The sequence below is a fragment of the Clostridium sp. genome, assembly GCF_050717535.1.
Lineage (GTDB): Bacteria > Bacillota > Clostridia > Clostridiales > Clostridiaceae > Clostridium_AD.
This window is the reverse complement of record NZ_JBOITM010000085.1, coordinates 42,569-59,562: the sequence shown is the minus strand read 5'-3', so window position 1 is coordinate 59,562 and position 16,994 is coordinate 42,569. Positions and strand designations below refer to the sequence as shown.

13 protein-coding genes, 1 pseudogene and 1 other annotated feature are annotated in these 16,994 nt (G+C 31.1%); of the genes and pseudogenes, 4 read left to right on the top strand and 10 right to left on the bottom strand.

Annotated elements, in window-relative coordinates; all coding sequences use genetic code 11:
* Nucleotides 1–3: 3 nt before the first annotated feature.
* From ACREVU_RS18370 to ACREVU_RS18360, 3 genes are read left to right on the top strand one after another with little or no spacing between them, the layout of a single operon-like run.
* Nucleotides 4–831 (top strand): DUF5685 family protein, encoded by an 828-nt coding sequence (locus ACREVU_RS18370; RefSeq protein WP_431553046.1) that lies wholly within the window; start codon nucleotides 4–6, stop codon nucleotides 829–831.
* Entirely contained in the window at nucleotides 831–1,493 is a 663-nt protein-coding gene (locus ACREVU_RS18365) for a DnaJ domain-containing protein (protein WP_431553045.1), read from the top strand. Before ACREVU_RS18370 ends, ACREVU_RS18365 begins: the two co-directional genes overlap by 1 nt.
* Before the next feature lie 30 nt (nucleotides 1,494–1,523).
* Nucleotides 1,524–1,934, top strand: coding sequence for a BRcat domain-containing protein (locus tag ACREVU_RS18360; RefSeq protein ID WP_431553044.1), 411 nt, complete (start codon nucleotides 1,524–1,526; stop codon nucleotides 1,932–1,934).
* Nucleotides 1,935–2,284: 350 nt separating this feature from the next.
* Here the strand turns inward: ACREVU_RS18360 and ACREVU_RS18355 are convergent, their stop codons facing one another.
* Nucleotides 2,285–2,794, bottom strand: a complete 510-nt coding sequence (locus ACREVU_RS18355) for a hypothetical protein (RefSeq protein WP_431553043.1) — start codon at nucleotides 2,792–2,794, stop codon at nucleotides 2,285–2,287.
* 202 nt (nucleotides 2,795–2,996) lie between these two features.
* Nucleotides 2,997–3,452 (bottom strand): hypothetical protein, encoded by a 456-nt coding sequence (locus ACREVU_RS18350; protein ID WP_431553042.1) that lies wholly within the window; start codon nucleotides 3,450–3,452, stop codon nucleotides 2,997–2,999.
* Between the two features lie 471 nt (nucleotides 3,453–3,923).
* On the opposite strand from ACREVU_RS18350, the gene ACREVU_RS18345 reads away from it, so the two are divergent.
* Nucleotides 3,924–4,118 carry a YgaP family membrane protein gene (locus ACREVU_RS18345; RefSeq protein ID WP_431553041.1) on the top strand — a complete coding sequence of 65 codons (195 nt, stop codon included), beginning with the start codon at nucleotides 3,924–3,926 and terminating at the stop codon, nucleotides 4,116–4,118.
* Between the two features lie 132 nt (nucleotides 4,119–4,250).
* Here ACREVU_RS18345 and ACREVU_RS18340 read toward each other — a convergent pair whose 3' ends face one another.
* From ACREVU_RS18340 to ACREVU_RS18305, 8 genes and pseudogenes are all read right to left on the bottom strand, one after another.
* Entirely contained in the window at nucleotides 4,251–4,952 is a 702-nt protein-coding gene (locus ACREVU_RS18340; protein WP_431553040.1) for a B3/B4 domain-containing protein, read from the bottom strand.
* A 50-nt stretch (nucleotides 4,953–5,002) separates the two neighbouring features.
* Nucleotides 5,003–5,860, bottom strand: a pseudogene (gene tyrS, locus ACREVU_RS18335) (tyrosine--tRNA ligase); the annotation flags it as partial.
* Between the two features lie 51 nt (nucleotides 5,861–5,911).
* Nucleotides 5,912–6,172 (bottom strand) — a binding site (T-box leader).
* A gap of 127 nt (nucleotides 6,173–6,299) precedes the next feature.
* Nucleotides 6,300–6,497 carry a hypothetical protein gene (locus ACREVU_RS18330; protein WP_431553039.1) on the bottom strand — a complete coding sequence of 66 codons (198 nt, stop codon included), beginning with the start codon at nucleotides 6,495–6,497 and terminating at the stop codon, nucleotides 6,300–6,302.
* 415 nt (nucleotides 6,498–6,912) lie between these two features.
* Nucleotides 6,913–8,358, bottom strand: coding sequence for a Stk1 family PASTA domain-containing Ser/Thr kinase (pknB, locus tag ACREVU_RS18325; protein ID WP_431553038.1), 1,446 nt, complete (start codon nucleotides 8,356–8,358; stop codon nucleotides 6,913–6,915).
* Nucleotides 8,359–8,660: 302 nt separating this feature from the next.
* Nucleotides 8,661–9,779: a HipA domain-containing protein gene (locus tag ACREVU_RS18320; RefSeq protein WP_431553037.1), complete on the bottom strand. Its 1,119-nt coding sequence runs from the start codon at nucleotides 9,777–9,779 to the stop codon at nucleotides 8,661–8,663.
* A 131-nt stretch (nucleotides 9,780–9,910) separates the two neighbouring features.
* A complete protein-coding gene (locus tag ACREVU_RS18315) occupies nucleotides 9,911–10,114 on the bottom strand; it encodes a hypothetical protein (RefSeq protein ID WP_216160593.1) in 204 nt (67 codons plus the stop codon).
* Between the two features lie 98 nt (nucleotides 10,115–10,212).
* Complete coding sequence (locus ACREVU_RS18310) at nucleotides 10,213–13,830, bottom strand: UvrD-helicase domain-containing protein (RefSeq protein WP_431553058.1); 3,618 nt, start codon at nucleotides 13,828–13,830, stop codon at nucleotides 10,213–10,215.
* Entirely contained in the window at nucleotides 13,715–16,795 is a 3,081-nt protein-coding gene (locus ACREVU_RS18305) for a PD-(D/E)XK nuclease family protein (RefSeq protein ID WP_431553036.1), read from the bottom strand. The genes ACREVU_RS18310 and ACREVU_RS18305 overlap by 116 nt, the downstream gene beginning before the upstream one ends.
* Nucleotides 16,796–16,994: the final 199 nt, after the last annotated feature.

Genomic DNA, 16,994 nt, shown 5'->3' with positions numbered 1-16,994 from the left:
CAGGTGAATAGTATATTTGGTTATGTAGTAGTTAATACGGATAAATTAACACTAGAAGAAAAAAAAGAATATAAGTCATGTTATTGTGGTTTATGTAAGACCCTGGGAACCCGGCATGGAATAATAAGCAGGTTCACCCTTACTTATGACATGACTTTTCTTGTCTTGTTTCTTTCTTCAATTTATGAGACTGAGGTGGCGATACAAACTGAGCGATGCATAATTCATCCTTTGAAGCCACATGAATACTTACAGAATGAAATCACGGATTATGCCTCTGATATGAATGTTATTCTGGCCTATTACAATTTTCTTGATGATTGGGCAGATGATAGAAAGATACTGTCACTCAGCGCAGCAAAACTATTTGAAAAGGAATATAAGCATATTGCAGCACAATATCCAACTCAATGTACTGTAATTAGGGAGTGTCTTACCCAGCTTTATGAAATCGAAAAATCAGGAGAATTGAATCCAGATATTCCTGCAAATTGCTTTGGAAAACTAATGGGTGAAATTTTTGTTTTAAGGGAAGATGAATATTCGGAAAAATTACGAAGATTTGGAACCTCGCTAGGAAAGTTCATTTATATCATGGATGGGTGCATAGATTTAAAATCTGATATAAAAAATGAGCGATATAATCCGATGATTACAACACCATCTAAAAATTTTCAGGATATTTTAAATCTGCTTATGGCTGAATGTACCGAAAATTACAAACAGCTACCAATTAGTAAAGACAAAAAACTGATTGAAAATATCCTTTATTCAGGCGTTTGGACAAAGTATGAAGCAGAAAAAAAGAAGACAAGGGAGGCGAACAAATAATGATATCTGATCCTTATGAAGCACTTGGTGTTTCTTCAACAGATTCAAAGGAGGAAATTACTAAAGCTTATCGCAGATTAGCGAAAAAATACCATCCAGACTTAAATCAGGGTGGTGTTGATACTACAAAAAAAATGAGTGAAATTAACGCTGCTTATGAACAGATAAAAAGTGGTAAAGCTACTCAAAGCAGTAGTGGTGGTTATAGTGACCAAAGTTCATATGGTACACGTAACAATTCTTATGGTGAAGATAATCCCTTTGGTGGCTTCGATCCTTTTGGAGCCTTTAGATCTTCCGGCGGAGGTCAGCAACAGCGATCTCAATATTCGGAATTTGATTCGGTTAATAGCTATTTGAGTGCAGGATATTATAATGAAGCACTCACTGTGCTGGAAAGCATCACAAGTAGAAATGCACAGTGGTACTATTACAGTGCAATTGCAAATTCCGGTCTGGGCAACAACATTACATCATTAAATCACGCAAAAATGGCAGTGCAAATGGAACCCAATAATTTTGAATATCAAAGAATATTAAGTCAACTACAAAGCAGCGGTCGTGTGTATCAGCAGCAAAGCCAGAACTTTGGCATGCCCATAAGTGGTTTAAACAAGCTATGTTTAGGGTTTTGTTTTGCTAAATTATTCTGTGGATGCTAAGGACAATTGTATTTATGAGGGGTGAATAAAATGGGAAATCTTAAAAATAAGTTAGCACAGTTTATGTATGGCAGATATGGTACAGATCAACTGTATATTGCTTTGATTGGAGCATATTTTATTTTGATAGTTGCTAATACTTTTATAGGTTCTAGTATTATTAGCATTTTAATGTTTGCTGTTCTGATTTGGACTATTTTCAGAACGTTATCACGAAATATTTACAAAAGGCGCATGGAAAATGAAAAGTTTATGAAGATTTGGAAACCTGTTAAATCAAAAGGAACTTTTCAAATTCGTAAAATAAAAGAAATTAAAACACATCGTTTTCGCAAATGTCCACATTGCAAGAAGGTACTTCGTTTAAAACGAGTTAGGGGAAAACATACAGTTAAATGTCCTAGTTGCAATAAGGAATTTGAAATGCGAATTCTACTTTAAGTTTTTATTTAAGCACTGACATAACTGTTAGTGTTATTTTTTTGTTATTTAGAATGTTATACATTTCTATAGTTTATCTATTAGCCCTATTTTTTTCATTAAAAAATATACAACCATATATATTTGCAATTAAAGCAACACATAGTACACCAATGACATAAGTGAACTTTCTATAAGTGAACCAATTCAATAATAGAATAATAATATTACTGATTGTTAAAATTCTAATCTTTTTAATGCTCATTTTTTTAAACAACATTTTTTCAATGCTCATTTCAATCCGCTCCCAATAAATTCTCGATTTTTAAAAATTGGATATAAATAAAAATTTAGAATCATTTAATATTAACTTATTCAAGCAATATCTTTAAGACATTTTGCATTGTTATATTACCTTCGGAATTTAATAGAAAATACTTATTATTGTCAGTTTCGCAATCTTCCTTTATTATTGATAATGAAGTACCCAGTCTTGAAAGTTCCTTTTCTAATATAGTTTTCCTTTGATTTATTTCTTGCTGTGAAGAATTAGTTTCATTTAATCTAATTAATTCTGAAAAGTCATTTCTTATGTTTAATAAATAGGATGTTATTACACCTTGGGGCATATCAAACATAGTAAATTCATTGAACTTCCAATAATCTCTATTCATGTCAGAGATACTATTACTGGATAAATCCTTCTTTGAATCATAAACAGCAAGTGAAATATATCGCACATTAGCTTGAATTATTGCACCTTTTCCATTTTTAAGCGAACTATTTTCATTAGAGATTTTAATTTCGTTAATTAATAAGAATGTTAATACTGATGTTACAAGTAAACAAATTACCAAAATAAAGCCTTTCTTTTTATTCATAATTCCAACTCCTTTATGATTTAGTTCTATATGAAAGTTTCAAAGTATCAGCTTTATAAAATTATGTTCAACCATCTTATTTTACAAATGCATAATATATACCTGCAGTAGCCACCCCTACAATAAACTCGAAACAAATAAAACAAAGTATCGTAAGTTTATGACTACTAAACTATATAAAAATATACCGTCACCTCTAAATTTAAATCGCCTCTATTATATAATCAGACTTACCAGACTTATCAGAACCATCAACTCGTATTAGTTCCATGGAATCTAAATCTTTCATTTTAAACCAAAATACAGCTGAATCATTTTGATTTTTTTCATATACATCACCAAGTATATTGGTAAGCTTGGATTTCCCTGTATACCCATTAAATCTATACTCCTTACCGTCTATAATAATTTCACCTTCTATACGGTTTGTGAAATGAAGATTAACGTCAATTATAGAACCTTTATATATACCCTTATATATTTTAGAATTCATTTCAATTTTTTCTATTTTCTTAATACTTGATTTTGACACGGTTACATTACTAAATGTTTTGTGTAATGTAATTGGTTTTCTATAATTATTAATTCCTATAAAATATATAATAGTAATAGTACAAATTGCAATTATAATATACGTCCTTTTAGATAATTTTTTCAAGATTTTTTTCACCCACCCCTATAATAACAATAGATATATTCTAATTAATTTACTCTTTTACGAAGAAATTGCTTTCCATTTTCTAGCACCACCATATTTTACAATTTTTACACTAGCCATTTGTTTAATCATACCACTTATTCCTATTTAAAACACTAATAACCATATGTGCATTCATATGTTATAGATTTCAATATAAATATCCCTCATTTTTTTTATCATTTATGTAGTCAAAAATGCCAGTGCGACGCACTTTAAATAGACTTGGCTTCAGAAATTGATCCCATAAAAACTAATTTTCTTTTATGTGCGATTAGCAATCTTTAAAACAAGTTTACTCCCTCAATGAATCCCACTAGCAGCTTCCTGTTCATCGATAATCAACTCCCGTTATCTATTTTATATTGAATTTATTTACTTATTTACATTAAATTCAAAGATATTGGACAAAATATCTTTGAGGTGATTTAAGTGAAATGTAATGTTGGTAAAACCGATCAAACTATTAGAATTTTGATCGGCATATTAATCGTTCTTATAGGTTTATACTTCAAAAGTTGGTGGGGGATTATTGGCCTCGTACCGATAATAACAGGCTCAATTCGTTATTGCCCTAGTTATGACATCTTAGGGATTTCAACTTGCGATGTTAAAAAAAATCAATAGTTCTCTCACCTATGGCCTTACAATCTAAGGCCATTTTATTGAAATACAATGTAAAAATATTCTAAATCTTAGATAACTCCTATGATTCTTTAATGTGGCTTATAAATTAAACCAGTGTGAAAAGGTATTTTTTTAAAACTCTATCTCCGGGTTCTCAGGTTTAACAATATATCTTTTATAGGTGCCCTTGAATTTTTGCTTAAGAATCTCTTCTAAGGCATCCAATGATTTTATAAGCGGACTATCTGGAGCATCGTCAAAACCTACCAACTGAAAAAATACATTATGAGTATTAAGTGTCATCTTTCCCAATTCACTTTGACGCCATACCCATTTTCTTGTTTGTACGACTTCACCGCTGGTAAAAACAAGTTCTCCTGCCTCTACTGGTTCATATTCCTCTGCTCCAAAAGGAAGAAATTTCTCGGTTCCCTTAGTAAAACCTACGGAAAGGTCATCCTCAATATCAGCTAAATCATGTCCTCCTAATGAAACCTGGTTCTCTATTGATATTGCATTGCACAGGTCTACTAAGGAGTTTATTGTAGGAAGCTGGCCACCTTTAAGCACCCTTTTCATCATAGCTTCCATGGAATTTACAAATTTATTTGGATTTATGCCTGCATTTTGAAGTACAAGCCTATACCCCTTAATTATGGGTTGAGTTTTAAGTTCTTCCGGCTTTATTATTTCCCTCACATTTTTCTCTGCATTTCTAAGCCTTTCGGTTTCCTTTGGTAAGGTTTCTGTATTCATGAGTTCCTCTGCAATAATTATCCCAAAACGAAGATTGGGATTAAGTTCAAACACCTCTGGTTTTATAGTGTATTTCATTTTACCGCCTCCTAAATTTTTTAAAATATATTCTATATGGTAAAAGTTGCTTAAGCACTTTTTACTTTAATAAATTTCGCTTTTCCAACTTGGATAACAAAACTATTATCTGGATTTTTCATTACAGAATCATTAAGTTTTTCACCATCTATTTTCACAGCATTTTGGGCAATAAGTCGTCTAGCTTCGTTATTACTACTAGCAATTCCACTTTTAACAATAACCTTTATTAGGTCAATTTCACCCTTTTGTGTAAAACAATCTGGAGTCAGAATAAGCTCATCTATATCCTTTGGAATACGATTCTTTTGAAACACAGTCTTAAAATGTTCCTCTGCAGCTTCTGCTTCCAATATACCACAATATAATATTGTTATTTCTTTAGCTAGACGCATTTTAACATCACGCGGGTTTGTTTTGGGTTTCTTAAGTTCTAATTTGAGCACTTCTATCTCATCTGGATGAATATCCGTTGCAAGTTCAAAGTATTTAATAATAAGGTTATCTGGAATAGACATTGTCTTTTGATAAATCGAAACTGCATCCTCATATATACCAATATAATTTCCTAAACTCTTGCTCATTTTTTGAAATCCATCTGTACCCTCAAGTAATGGCATAAACAAGGCTACTTGACTCTCAAGGCCGTAATCCTTTTGCATAGTACGTCCCATAAGAATATTAAAAGTTTGGTCTGTTCCTCCCATTTCAATATCTGCCTTTAATTGTACTGAATCATATGCTTGCATCAAGGGATAAAAAAATTCATGAAGACCAATAGGTTCGTTGTTTTTGTACCGTTTTTCAAAATCATCTCTTTCAAGTATTCTTGCAACTGTAACCTTTCCTGCAAGTTTTAGTACATCTTCAAAATTAAGTTTTGGCAACCACTCACTATTAAATTTAACATATAAATAAGAATATAAAAAATATAAAAAAGCTCATGTCCTCTGCATTATGCAGAGGACATGAGCTTTGCTCGCGTGTTACCACCTCGGTTTTGTTTACACATCACTGTGTAAACCTCATAAGGTACGGTGCTAAAGCACTTATACCTTAGCGATGTAACGGTCGCACCCGTCAGAAGCCTACTAAGATATAAAATCCTTTCAGTTCGCTACTCAGAGACGTATTCAAAATCTGTTTTCTGCACCTCTCATCAACCGGTAACTTTCTGTTGAAAACCTATGATTTCTACTTCTTCTCTTCACAGTATTATTATATGAGTAAAACTATATCAACAAAATTGCTTAATGTCAATATTTATATTACAATTATAGGCAAAAGTGTCATAATATTAAATGGCCTTAGCCCAATGTAATTTACGACTTTAGCCACGTAATTTATTTATTTATTCTGATTATCAATTATGTCTCTTGCATTATCAAGTAACTTAGAAGGTACGTATATATCAAATTCAGAATTACCTGGAAACCCATAAATACCATCAATACCTTTACATTTTTTTAATGAGGGTATACCAAAAGCTGTTAACTTCGATTCAATTATTCTTGCATCAAAATCCTGACTAACTGATATAACCATCTCCTTAAAATAATTTTAATTCATAAACTTTTACAAGTATATACTAAATTTCAGATTATTTTTATACTAATTATAACATAAATTTCAAGTATAAGGAATTTGATTTCTTATATTATGATGCCACATATGAAGATTAAAAAATATAAACTTTATATTTAACTACATTGCAGGTATTATGATAAATATTAAAAACAATGTAAATGCAATTATAATTATAAAAGTAACTACAGAAATAATCATAATTGTCCTATTCCTTTTTTTAACACCAAATGTTAATCCTAAAATTCCAACAATAAACAAGAGATTCTAATCTTTAGATCATACCTAGAATACCCTTAATTTAATCTTTTTTATAAAAATATGGTGTTATACACTACACTGACCTCACTGCTTACAGGTATTTCTTCAGAAAGCACTAGTGTTTATGCTTCTTCACATCTTTTTCTTTCTTTGCTGGTGGTGCTGGTTTTTTTGGTGCTGGTGCTGGTTTTACTTGTACACTAGTAGCCTGGACAATTTTCTTACCTTGGCTTATTACTAAAGCTATTTTACCACCCTTTTCATAGGATGTATTTACCACAGGTGTTTGACTAATAACTAATCCCTTTTCAATACTGTCGCTATAATTATTTGTTATATTACCAAGAATAAATCCATTAGTAGCAACAGTTTGCTCTGCAACATCTTGAGTATTTCCAATAAGTGATGGCACCATTTTCTTTTCGATTACTGGTTCTGCTGTGGTTGTAGTCTTTACAATAGGAGTTTGATTTTTAGTAGACTTCCCATTAGATAGAAGTTTCCCTAGAACTCCAACAATCATAACCAAAATAAGTGATGATATAATTATCATTGCCTTTTTTTTCTTACTTAGTTTCTTTTTTGTAGATAATACTTCTTTATCTGTATTCATCATTGTGATTTCGTCTTCTGAAGGTTCACTCATAAGTGTTGTAAAATCATTTGGTATATCTAAGCCCACTACTGCGCCCATAAACATTGTAGCATCGTCTTGACCACTATACATTTCAGTTTCAAAATTAGAATGTTCCTTGATTTTCTCTAAAACATCCGCCACTTCCCTAGCTGTTTGATATCTTTTATTGGGCTCTTTTTCCATGCATTTCACAATTACTGCGTTTATATTTTCAGGTATATCACTAATAATTTCTTTTGGTGGAATAACAGGTTCTTGGATATGCATCATAGCTATGGAAATAGCACTTTCTGCATTATAAGGTACTTTCCCTGTTACCATTTCATACATCACAATACCTAAGGAATATATATCTGTTCTACAATCTGCAATATTTCCTTTTGCTTGTTCTGGAGAAAGATAACGTACTGTGCCCATAATACCATTAGCATTGGTTGCAGTTTTTGAATCGTCAACTTTAGCTATTCCAAAATCCATAACCTTAACCATATTATCTTCCATTATCATAATATTATCGGGTTTTATATCTCGATGAATTATCTTGTTTTTATGTGCACACTCAAGTGCTTTTGCTACTTGAAAAGCTATATCTACTGTCTCCACTGAGCTAAGTCTGCCATTTTCCTTTATTACACTCTTTAATGTTTTACCATCAATATATTCCATAACTATAAAATTAATATGTTCTTCTTCAGAGGCATCATGAACATTCACTATGTTGGGATGTGACAATCTGGCAATAGATGTAGCTTCCTTTTTAAACCTACCAACAAACTCTTCATCATCATTTAACTCTGCTTTTAATATCTTTACAGCAACAAATCTATTTAATAAATGGCACTTTGCTTTATAGACAGTCCCCATGCCACCCTCGCCAATTTTCTCTAATAATTCATATCTATTTAAAAGTAATTTACCTATCATACATTTTTTCCTCCTTGCAGAATATTGCTTTTATATTATATCACATCCAAACCAATTTTCCCCTTTTCTTCCTACATGTTTATCAATACCCAGCTAACAAATATGTTTAAAATTAACATAGCAGACATATTATATATGTCTGCTCCTAGATATTTCATACTTTTGGGAAAGAATACATCCTTAATCTTATTCTTATAAGTCTCACGCATACGATGTTTCTTTTTTCTTTTTCAACTATTTTATTTTTGACAATGCTTTATTCACTTCTCTCAAATAAAAATACTCAGGCTCTTCTAATTTTCTTACTTCAATAGTTCTTCATAATTATTTTTTATTATCTTAAATACAACTTCACTAAATCCAGATTCCGACTGTAACGACGGAAATCCTTTTAATGTATTATTTATAATTACTTTTATCTCTTCTAAATCAATCTTAGGTACATTATAATTATACTCATCTAATATTGGCTTATAATTATTTCTTGTAAATGATGTTGAATACCATGTACTTTCTAAACCACTATTATTAAGAACTCCTGATAAGCCTAAATTATTATCAAAATTTGGTGCAAGTCCTACTGGTTCTCCATCCTTTCTTAATATTCCAAAGTTAAATGTATGTCTATCTATGTTATAGCACAGCGCATCCATAAATGTAATGTTCAAGAACTCTTCTATGTAACCAAGTTCTTTTATAATACTTATAGAATCATCTATTTCCCAATAATCGCGAACAAAGCTGAACATTGGCTCGAAGTCGACTTCTCCATTATTAGTAAAGTCTTTACACTTAACTAATACACCATCTTCAATAGCTTCATATTTAACCGCATCAAATCCAAGATTAATAGCAATGTTTGCTATTAATACTTCCGCAAAATTTTCCTTATAAGTACCCTTTTTTATCATATACCAACATCCCTCAATAAGCTTCCAGCACTTCTCAAAACTCCCGATGTTGGTTAATTCAGGACTTATATCTAGATCTTTAAAATTTATTTCTGAAGCATTGCCGTATAAAGCAACAGTATTTAGCCCATCAGATAACCTACTTCTTACTTCTTTATAAGTTATATCTTCATTTATCCATTTTAACCAATAGCTATCTGTAATACATATAGCTCTAGCTTTAATAACTATTTCCTTAGGAACCTCTGACCTAACACTTAATCTACGCCTTACCTGCCTTGAATTAGTCCTATGAGTATCTATTACTCTAGTTTGTAGCCACACTTCTAAGGATCCTGCATTCTTATTTATCATTATTACTGGTAATAAATTGTCATCCAAAGATTTTACAAACTCTGTGTCTTTTATTTCAGCTACTTTTTGGTCCTTATACATTAAATACCCAGTAAAATTAGATTCTTCATTTTTCAAATATTTATTTGCTAAGTTTATCAAATCTATTTTTCCCATATAACTCCTCCATAATTAAGTCAGTATTTTTCTTCTCTTATAATATATTATAACCAAGCATTGCATTATAAACAACGACCCATTTTCTCATCGTTCTAAACTCATTACAATATTCTCATAACCCTTTGTTATTATTTGAAAAGTTTCTTTAATATATCAAAAATACTAAAACTAGTACGATTATATACACGATTATAAGCAGCTTTTTTAGGATTTGTAATCCAGCCAAATCCACGTGGTGCTCTTAAACCTAAGCTATTCTTTATTATTCTCTTGGGACTCGTCCTGCTGCTAATCATTTTCTTCAAGCTTGGTTTTCTTATTCCAAATTTCATTTTAGTTCCTCCTAAAATATTTTTCTGTAATTCTATTTACATAGTACCATTGGCCAAAGGAAAAAATTTTCCTTCTATAACATTTTAAATAAAATCCCCTACAAACAACCTTCTCTATACTTACACCAAGCACATTGTTCACTTTCAGCCTTCGCATAATCTTCCAATCCCACTACAGTGTTCATTTTATAGAAGCCTTCATCCATAGTCTTCATAAGCTTAGTTACCTTGTTTTCATCATATTCAATAGAAACCACTTCTCCTGAATGCAGCAGGTATAGTTTTAGAATTATCTCATCAACTCGTAGTAGTTCCTTTACCGCTTTCCCATATATCATTAATTGATCAGAGTATACTTCTTTGAAATGCTCTGCGTTATATTCGCCACTTATTTTGTTGGTTTTATAGTCAATTATTACAGCAATTCGCTTGTCACCTTTTTTATATAGCTTTAACCTGTCAATAAACCCATTTATCATCATTTTTTTATCTAAAAGTGGTGCAAGAAGATAGGATACTTCGCTACTGCTTTTTATCAGTTCTCCATAGCTACATTTACTATTTTCTTTCTCTTCTATTTCCAAATAGTTATTTACGAAGGTGTTTATTTCGTTTCTTAGTACTTCTACCTCGGCTCTATAATTTTTCTTAATATCCACTTCTTCCGTTGGGTCGTCATCCTGAACTAATTTCTCTTCATCTTCTAAATAAGTCTTATCTAAAATATCCTGAATATAAGTCTCATAATCTCTGCTACCCTGCTTATCCATATGTTCTAAAACCTTATGAACAATTACTCCTTTATCTGTTGCTTTTACTCTATTTCCCACTATTAAACTATCTGCTGTACTTTTCTCAATTTCCAGATTGCTAGTTTCAGATTTATTTTCAATCTGCTCTATTACATCTATCCCACTTGCTACATCAACTGTTTTCTCTTGTAATTTTATTTCAAGTGTTTTGGTGTAATCCTCGTATCTTCCCCCTAAAATATTTTCATAATAATATTTTCTAGGGCAGCTACTGTAACTCATGTATTTAGAAGCACTGGCATAGTTTCTTGGCTTTATTTGTGGTTTAAATAAAATCCTATTTTTTATGTCCGCTTCATCCAGTAGAGCATCTTCCACTATATTGTGTTCCTGCACCTGAATTTGCACAAGATCTTCTGAGCTCATAAATGCAATTGTGTCTAAATTTGCTCTACCTGCTAGTGTTGCATATTTTATCATTTTTTCATAAGTGTTTAAATTCTCTACTAGGTTTTCCTCACTTAATTTAAAGTTTCCATCATACTCCTCCTCTTTACCTGTGAGTACAATGTACTGTTTGGCTCTGGTCATAGCCACATATAGTATTCTTATTTCTTCATGGATTTCTTTTGTTAATTTTTCATTTAGAGCATCAATAAATTCACTGCACACTTCTCCACTCATGTTATATCTTGATAGTATAGCATCTTTATAGTGCATAAAACCTACTTTATTATTTTGACTTTTGCTTAAACTGATAACATTTCTTTCAATACTTGGCACAATGATGGACTCAAATTCAAGTCCTTTTGAAGCATGTATTGTCATTATCTTTATCGCCTCTGAATCTTCTGTATCAAGTGCCGCCTCAGCTTCATTATTATTGTTGTCATTAAGATACTCAATATATTCTATAAATTCCTGGTTACTAAAAAATTCTTCATTGTCGTACTGCTCTGCAAGTTTCAAAAGTTTTTCTATATTTCTTAGCTTTTGCGCTCCATCCTTTTTTGCAAGATATATTTCTTTAATTCCGCGGCCTTCTATTATACTCTCTAATATTCTTACAACGCTCATTTTTTTTGCTGTAGCTTCCAACTCTTTTAAATACCCATAAGACTTAATAAGACTAGTCTTTTGATAATCATCAGAAAGCTCCTGCGCTACGCTTTTCATAGCCTCAACATAAGATATATCCTCCATTGATAGTTGTTTTTGTCTTACTTTTAAAAGCACATCGTCTGGAAGCTCAAACATTGGACTTTTCAGTACTGATAATAGCACAATTAGCTGTTGGTCTGTCTGTTTTTCATTAAACCCCTTAACAGCAAGCTCATATAAATTCAATATGTTCTTTGTCTCACTCTTGTCAAAAAAACCAGTTCCACCTATTATACAATATGGTATTTTGTATTTACAAAGCTGCTCTTCAATATCTGGAACTATCCCGCGACTTCGTACAAGTATACAGATATCTTTAAAGTTTAGCCCCTTATCTCTCAAGTGTTTTATTGACTTTATTACTGCTTCCGCTCCACTAGATGGCTTTTCGGTAATCACTCCAAAGCTCTCTTTTATTTCATTTAGAACTACACTAAATTCTTCTATTCCCCTTTTATCCTTTATAATTGCCTTTGCCTTTTTTACTAGGTCAGTATCGCCAGATTTTTCACCACTATAGGTAACTATACTTATTCTCTTTTCTGTTTTATTTGATTTTATAGTTGTTATTGCAGTTTCTAATTCTACCTTATTTTTATCCTCATCTTTATGCTTAAGAGGTTGATAATTCTCAATAAGATGCTGAAATATTTCGTTTATACCCTTTATAATCTCCGGCTCACTTCTATAACATATATTAAGAGACTTTAATCCACTTTTCCCCATATCCTCAGATACTCTTTTAAATATAGTAGAATCCGTTCCCCTAAAACCATAAATAGCCTGCTTAAAATCTCCAACTACAAAGAGTTTTTTTGCAATTAATTTTCCGTTCTCATCTGCAGTAAGTTTGTATAATATTTTTCTCTGAAGTTCATTGGTATCCTGGAATTCATCCACTAAAAAGTTCTTGTACCTGTGCTTATAATTATTACACATAAGCTTACTTTCTAATATTTCAAAGGCCTTCTTCTGAAGATCTCCAAAATCCAGCACATCTTTTGAGAGCTTGTACTGATAATAGCACTCATCTAATTCTTTAACTATTTCTAAAATAAAACTAGATAGCTTATCCATTTTGGCTTTTTCCAAAATTTCATGAATATTCTCACTGGATTCAGCTATATCTTCTCTGAGCTTTAATATATCAGTGTTTAATTGTTCATCTACATATTTTTGCCCAAAGGAATTATAAAGATTATTAACTTCTTCACTATAATTTTCATCTGAGAACATGGTGACAATTATTTCATTAAGCTTATCTTTTAAAAATACACTCTTTTGAATTTGATTTATTATGCCAAAATTAAAATCAATACCCAAAAATGCAGCATTTTCTCTAACGATTGTTGCAGCAAAGCTATGTATAGTAGTAATATTAGCTCTGTTTAAATTGTCTAACTGCTGCTGCCATAATGCCATATTTTGTTTGTTTTCTATTGCAATCTTATCCAGTATTCCACTCCGAATCCTACTTTTCATCTCTAGTGCAGCTTTTTCAGTAAAGGTTATAGCTACAATTTCATCTATGGAAGTACCACTATCTAGTAGTGTTAAAAATCTGCTAGTTAAAACTCTTGTTTTACCAGAGCCTGCTCCTGCCGAAAGGGATATATTTTTTTCAACATCCACAGCCTCACTTTGCTCCTTATTTAGTCCAAAGAACTTAGCAAAACTAAACTTTTCTTTAATGTGCATCTGCGGTACCTCCCATGCAAGCTGTATTTTGTAATAATAGCTTATTCTTGTTATACCTGCATACATTCTTAAACGAGCAACTATAGCCACCAAAACTTTTTCCATCAAAGCAACTACAATTAGACTTGTAGTTAAATTTGCCCTCTTTTATATCACTGGCTGCCTCTATTACTAAATCTCTAACATACTTAGTTAGTATATTAAACATATCTTTATTTACATCAAAGTGCTTTCTTCCAAAATCAGTTGAAGCTTTGTACTCAGTTCTATATAAGCCTTCTTTAACTAGGCCTGTCTTATTTTGATTTTCTATGCTCAAATAAATAAGCCCCATGCAGTCTAATTGTCTGTTTTTAAATAGCTTACCAAATCTGTTTTTCAAAATGTATTCCACCATATAATAGTAGATCACAATTTGACAATCCTCTCTTCCTAGTATTGCTTCAATATCTGAAATTGAACGCTTCTTGTAATCATATACCATATATTTACCTGTAGCCATCCACTGATTACCCACATATTCAAATTCCAAATCAACCCTATCCACCACGCAGGAAATAGGTATTCCAAAGGCCTCTTTCTCTTTAATTTTTTCTTCTATTAAAAATGGGACAAGAATATTTTTTGTATCCTTCAAATATTTTTTCATTCTTTTAACATCAAGTTCTAGAAAACTCTTCAATATATTTTTAAAACGATCCAGGATGGTTTCTTTCACATCATCCTCTATGTCTAACACTCTAAGATTTTGGGCTTCATCATCAAATATATTATTAAACTTGTCCTCATTAAATACCAAATCTATTTTTCCATTATCCAACAAGTAAAGTTCCTCTATTGTTGAATTTTCATAATATCTTTTTAAAATTTCATGATAAAAGGTCCCTATTTCAAGATTATTAAACTCATCCTCACTCTCTTCCACATCCCTAATTTCAAAAATTTGTTGCATAAAATATTGATAAGGGCATCTGAAATATGATCCTACTGCTGAAGGTTTAAAATATTCACACGTGCCTTGAGCATACTCACTGCCAATCCATCCCTCGTAATTATTATAGTCCACCTGCACTTCTCTATGATATTCCACAAAGCACTTTGCATAATAATCCACTATATTTACTTCAAATTCCTCAGCAAAGGATATTTTCTTTTCTATATTCATATCAGTAAAACCTTTATAATATTTCTCGAATATATCCTTTAGAACAACTGTTTTTAATTCTAATTCACTCATAACCTCGTTTATATTTATATTGAACCTATCTCTCATGGTTAAAACTCTTTCTTCTTTAATCCCCGTTAAAAATTTAATTTCATCCACAAAGGAAGAAGCTATTGCAAACCCACCCTCCTCACTTGCGCCTCTATAAGATAGTGTTATTCTCTCTTTTGCAGCTGCTAGAGTTAGATTAAATCTAATTTTTTCCCGCTGGAGTTCATATCTATAATTTCTATAATTAATACCTTGTTTATATAGCTTATCTACTTCCATATCTGTGAATAAACCTGCATTCCGAACTACCTTTGGTACTTCTCCTTCATTTAACCCAAGTATGTATACATGCTTATAAAATACTCCCTTAGCTAGATCAGTATTTAAAATTTTAACACCATCTCTATTCATATTTTCAATGGTTATAGTTGAATTTAGTGCAGCATCCCTTAAGAAGCCCCCAAATATACTACTCTCCATGTTATTTTGGAGCATGCTACAAAGTTCAAAATTATTTCTTAAATTCTTGTGGAGTCTTTTTAAACCCTCATAGCCTTTTAATAACACCTTGTCCTCAAAGCACAAATTACTCTTCATACCATTTAAAAATACAACTTTAATTATTTCATTATATTCTGAAAACTTTTCCTCTAGTATATTAAGCCACTGCGAAGCTGATTTTATATTTTCCTCTTTGTTTTCTTCAAAACTCATAATAATTTTTCTAACCTCTAGTGAATCAGTAAGAGGGATTTTATATATCATCTCAACTGGAATCTTAAACTCCTTAAATATCTTTATAATGATTGAGGAATAAAGAGTGCTTTTATTAACAAACACAGCAATCTCTGAAGCCTTATCACCAAGCATCAAGGATCTTTTAATTTGCCTAGAAATTTCTCTAACCTCTGATTCTATGCAGGGATACTTATTTATCTTTATACATTTAAATTTTTCGCAAGAATTTTGCATTATATCGTGCTTACAATTTTGTTTAGGATTTTCATCTATGTTCAACTTTTCTCCTGAGTACAACATTTTTGATATCTGCTTTATATTTTCATTACTTTCGTACTCTTCTTCTATATCCTCTACTATATGAAAATCCATAATCTTAAGTTTATTAACTATCTCACCTCTTATAAAGGGCTCAATAAGATGATTTCTAAAGGAACTATTTACGTAGATATCTATATCTTTGCTCTTTGATATTTCATCTATAAGCTCCAAATTAACCATATCTATGTTAATAAAACCATCTATTATGATTGCATCAAATTCATCAAAAATCCTGCTACTACTAGCAAATTTAACTGCGTTTAACGATATATCATTTATATCATAGACATTATTATCACTTAAACTTTTATTGTAAGCTTTATAAATGATATAAATGTCTTCTAGTTTACTCTTTAAAATTTCATTTTCTTCATTGTTAGTTATATTTAACAAATCATCTTCAGTTACAGTTTGCCTTTTTAGTGATTTTATAAAAGTTCTTATTTCTTCTATAAAGCCTTTCTTAGTGCATATCTTCGTGTAATATGTAAGATTTTCTATAGATTTTTTACAAATACCTTGTATTAAAATCTGTTCAAACTCTTCATATATGACTCTATCATTACTTATATAAGGTTCTATAATAAGCTCTTCAAGTTCATCAAAAGTAATAATATATGAATTAATAATTCCTTGGTTTTTCTCTATAAGTGAATATCTAACGTCTGTTATAGCTTCTCTAGAGGGTAATATATAAATAAAGTTTTTACCGCTTTTCTGAAGCTCTGAGCAGTATTCTATAAGTTTCTCTCTTCTTTTGGTGAATAGTTTTTCAAAATAGATTATCTTATTCATGGGGTACATCTCCTATGGGGATAGACTTTTATTGGGAATTTTTACTTTATTTCTAATTGTATTGTATCATAAGTTTAGTTAAAATAAATAAAGCAAACAGTAACTTGTGGTTACGGCTTGCTTGTCTTAACTGTACAATATCTATTAACGATTATAGGAATATTATCAAATATTAATCTCTAGTTTTATCATATAGCTC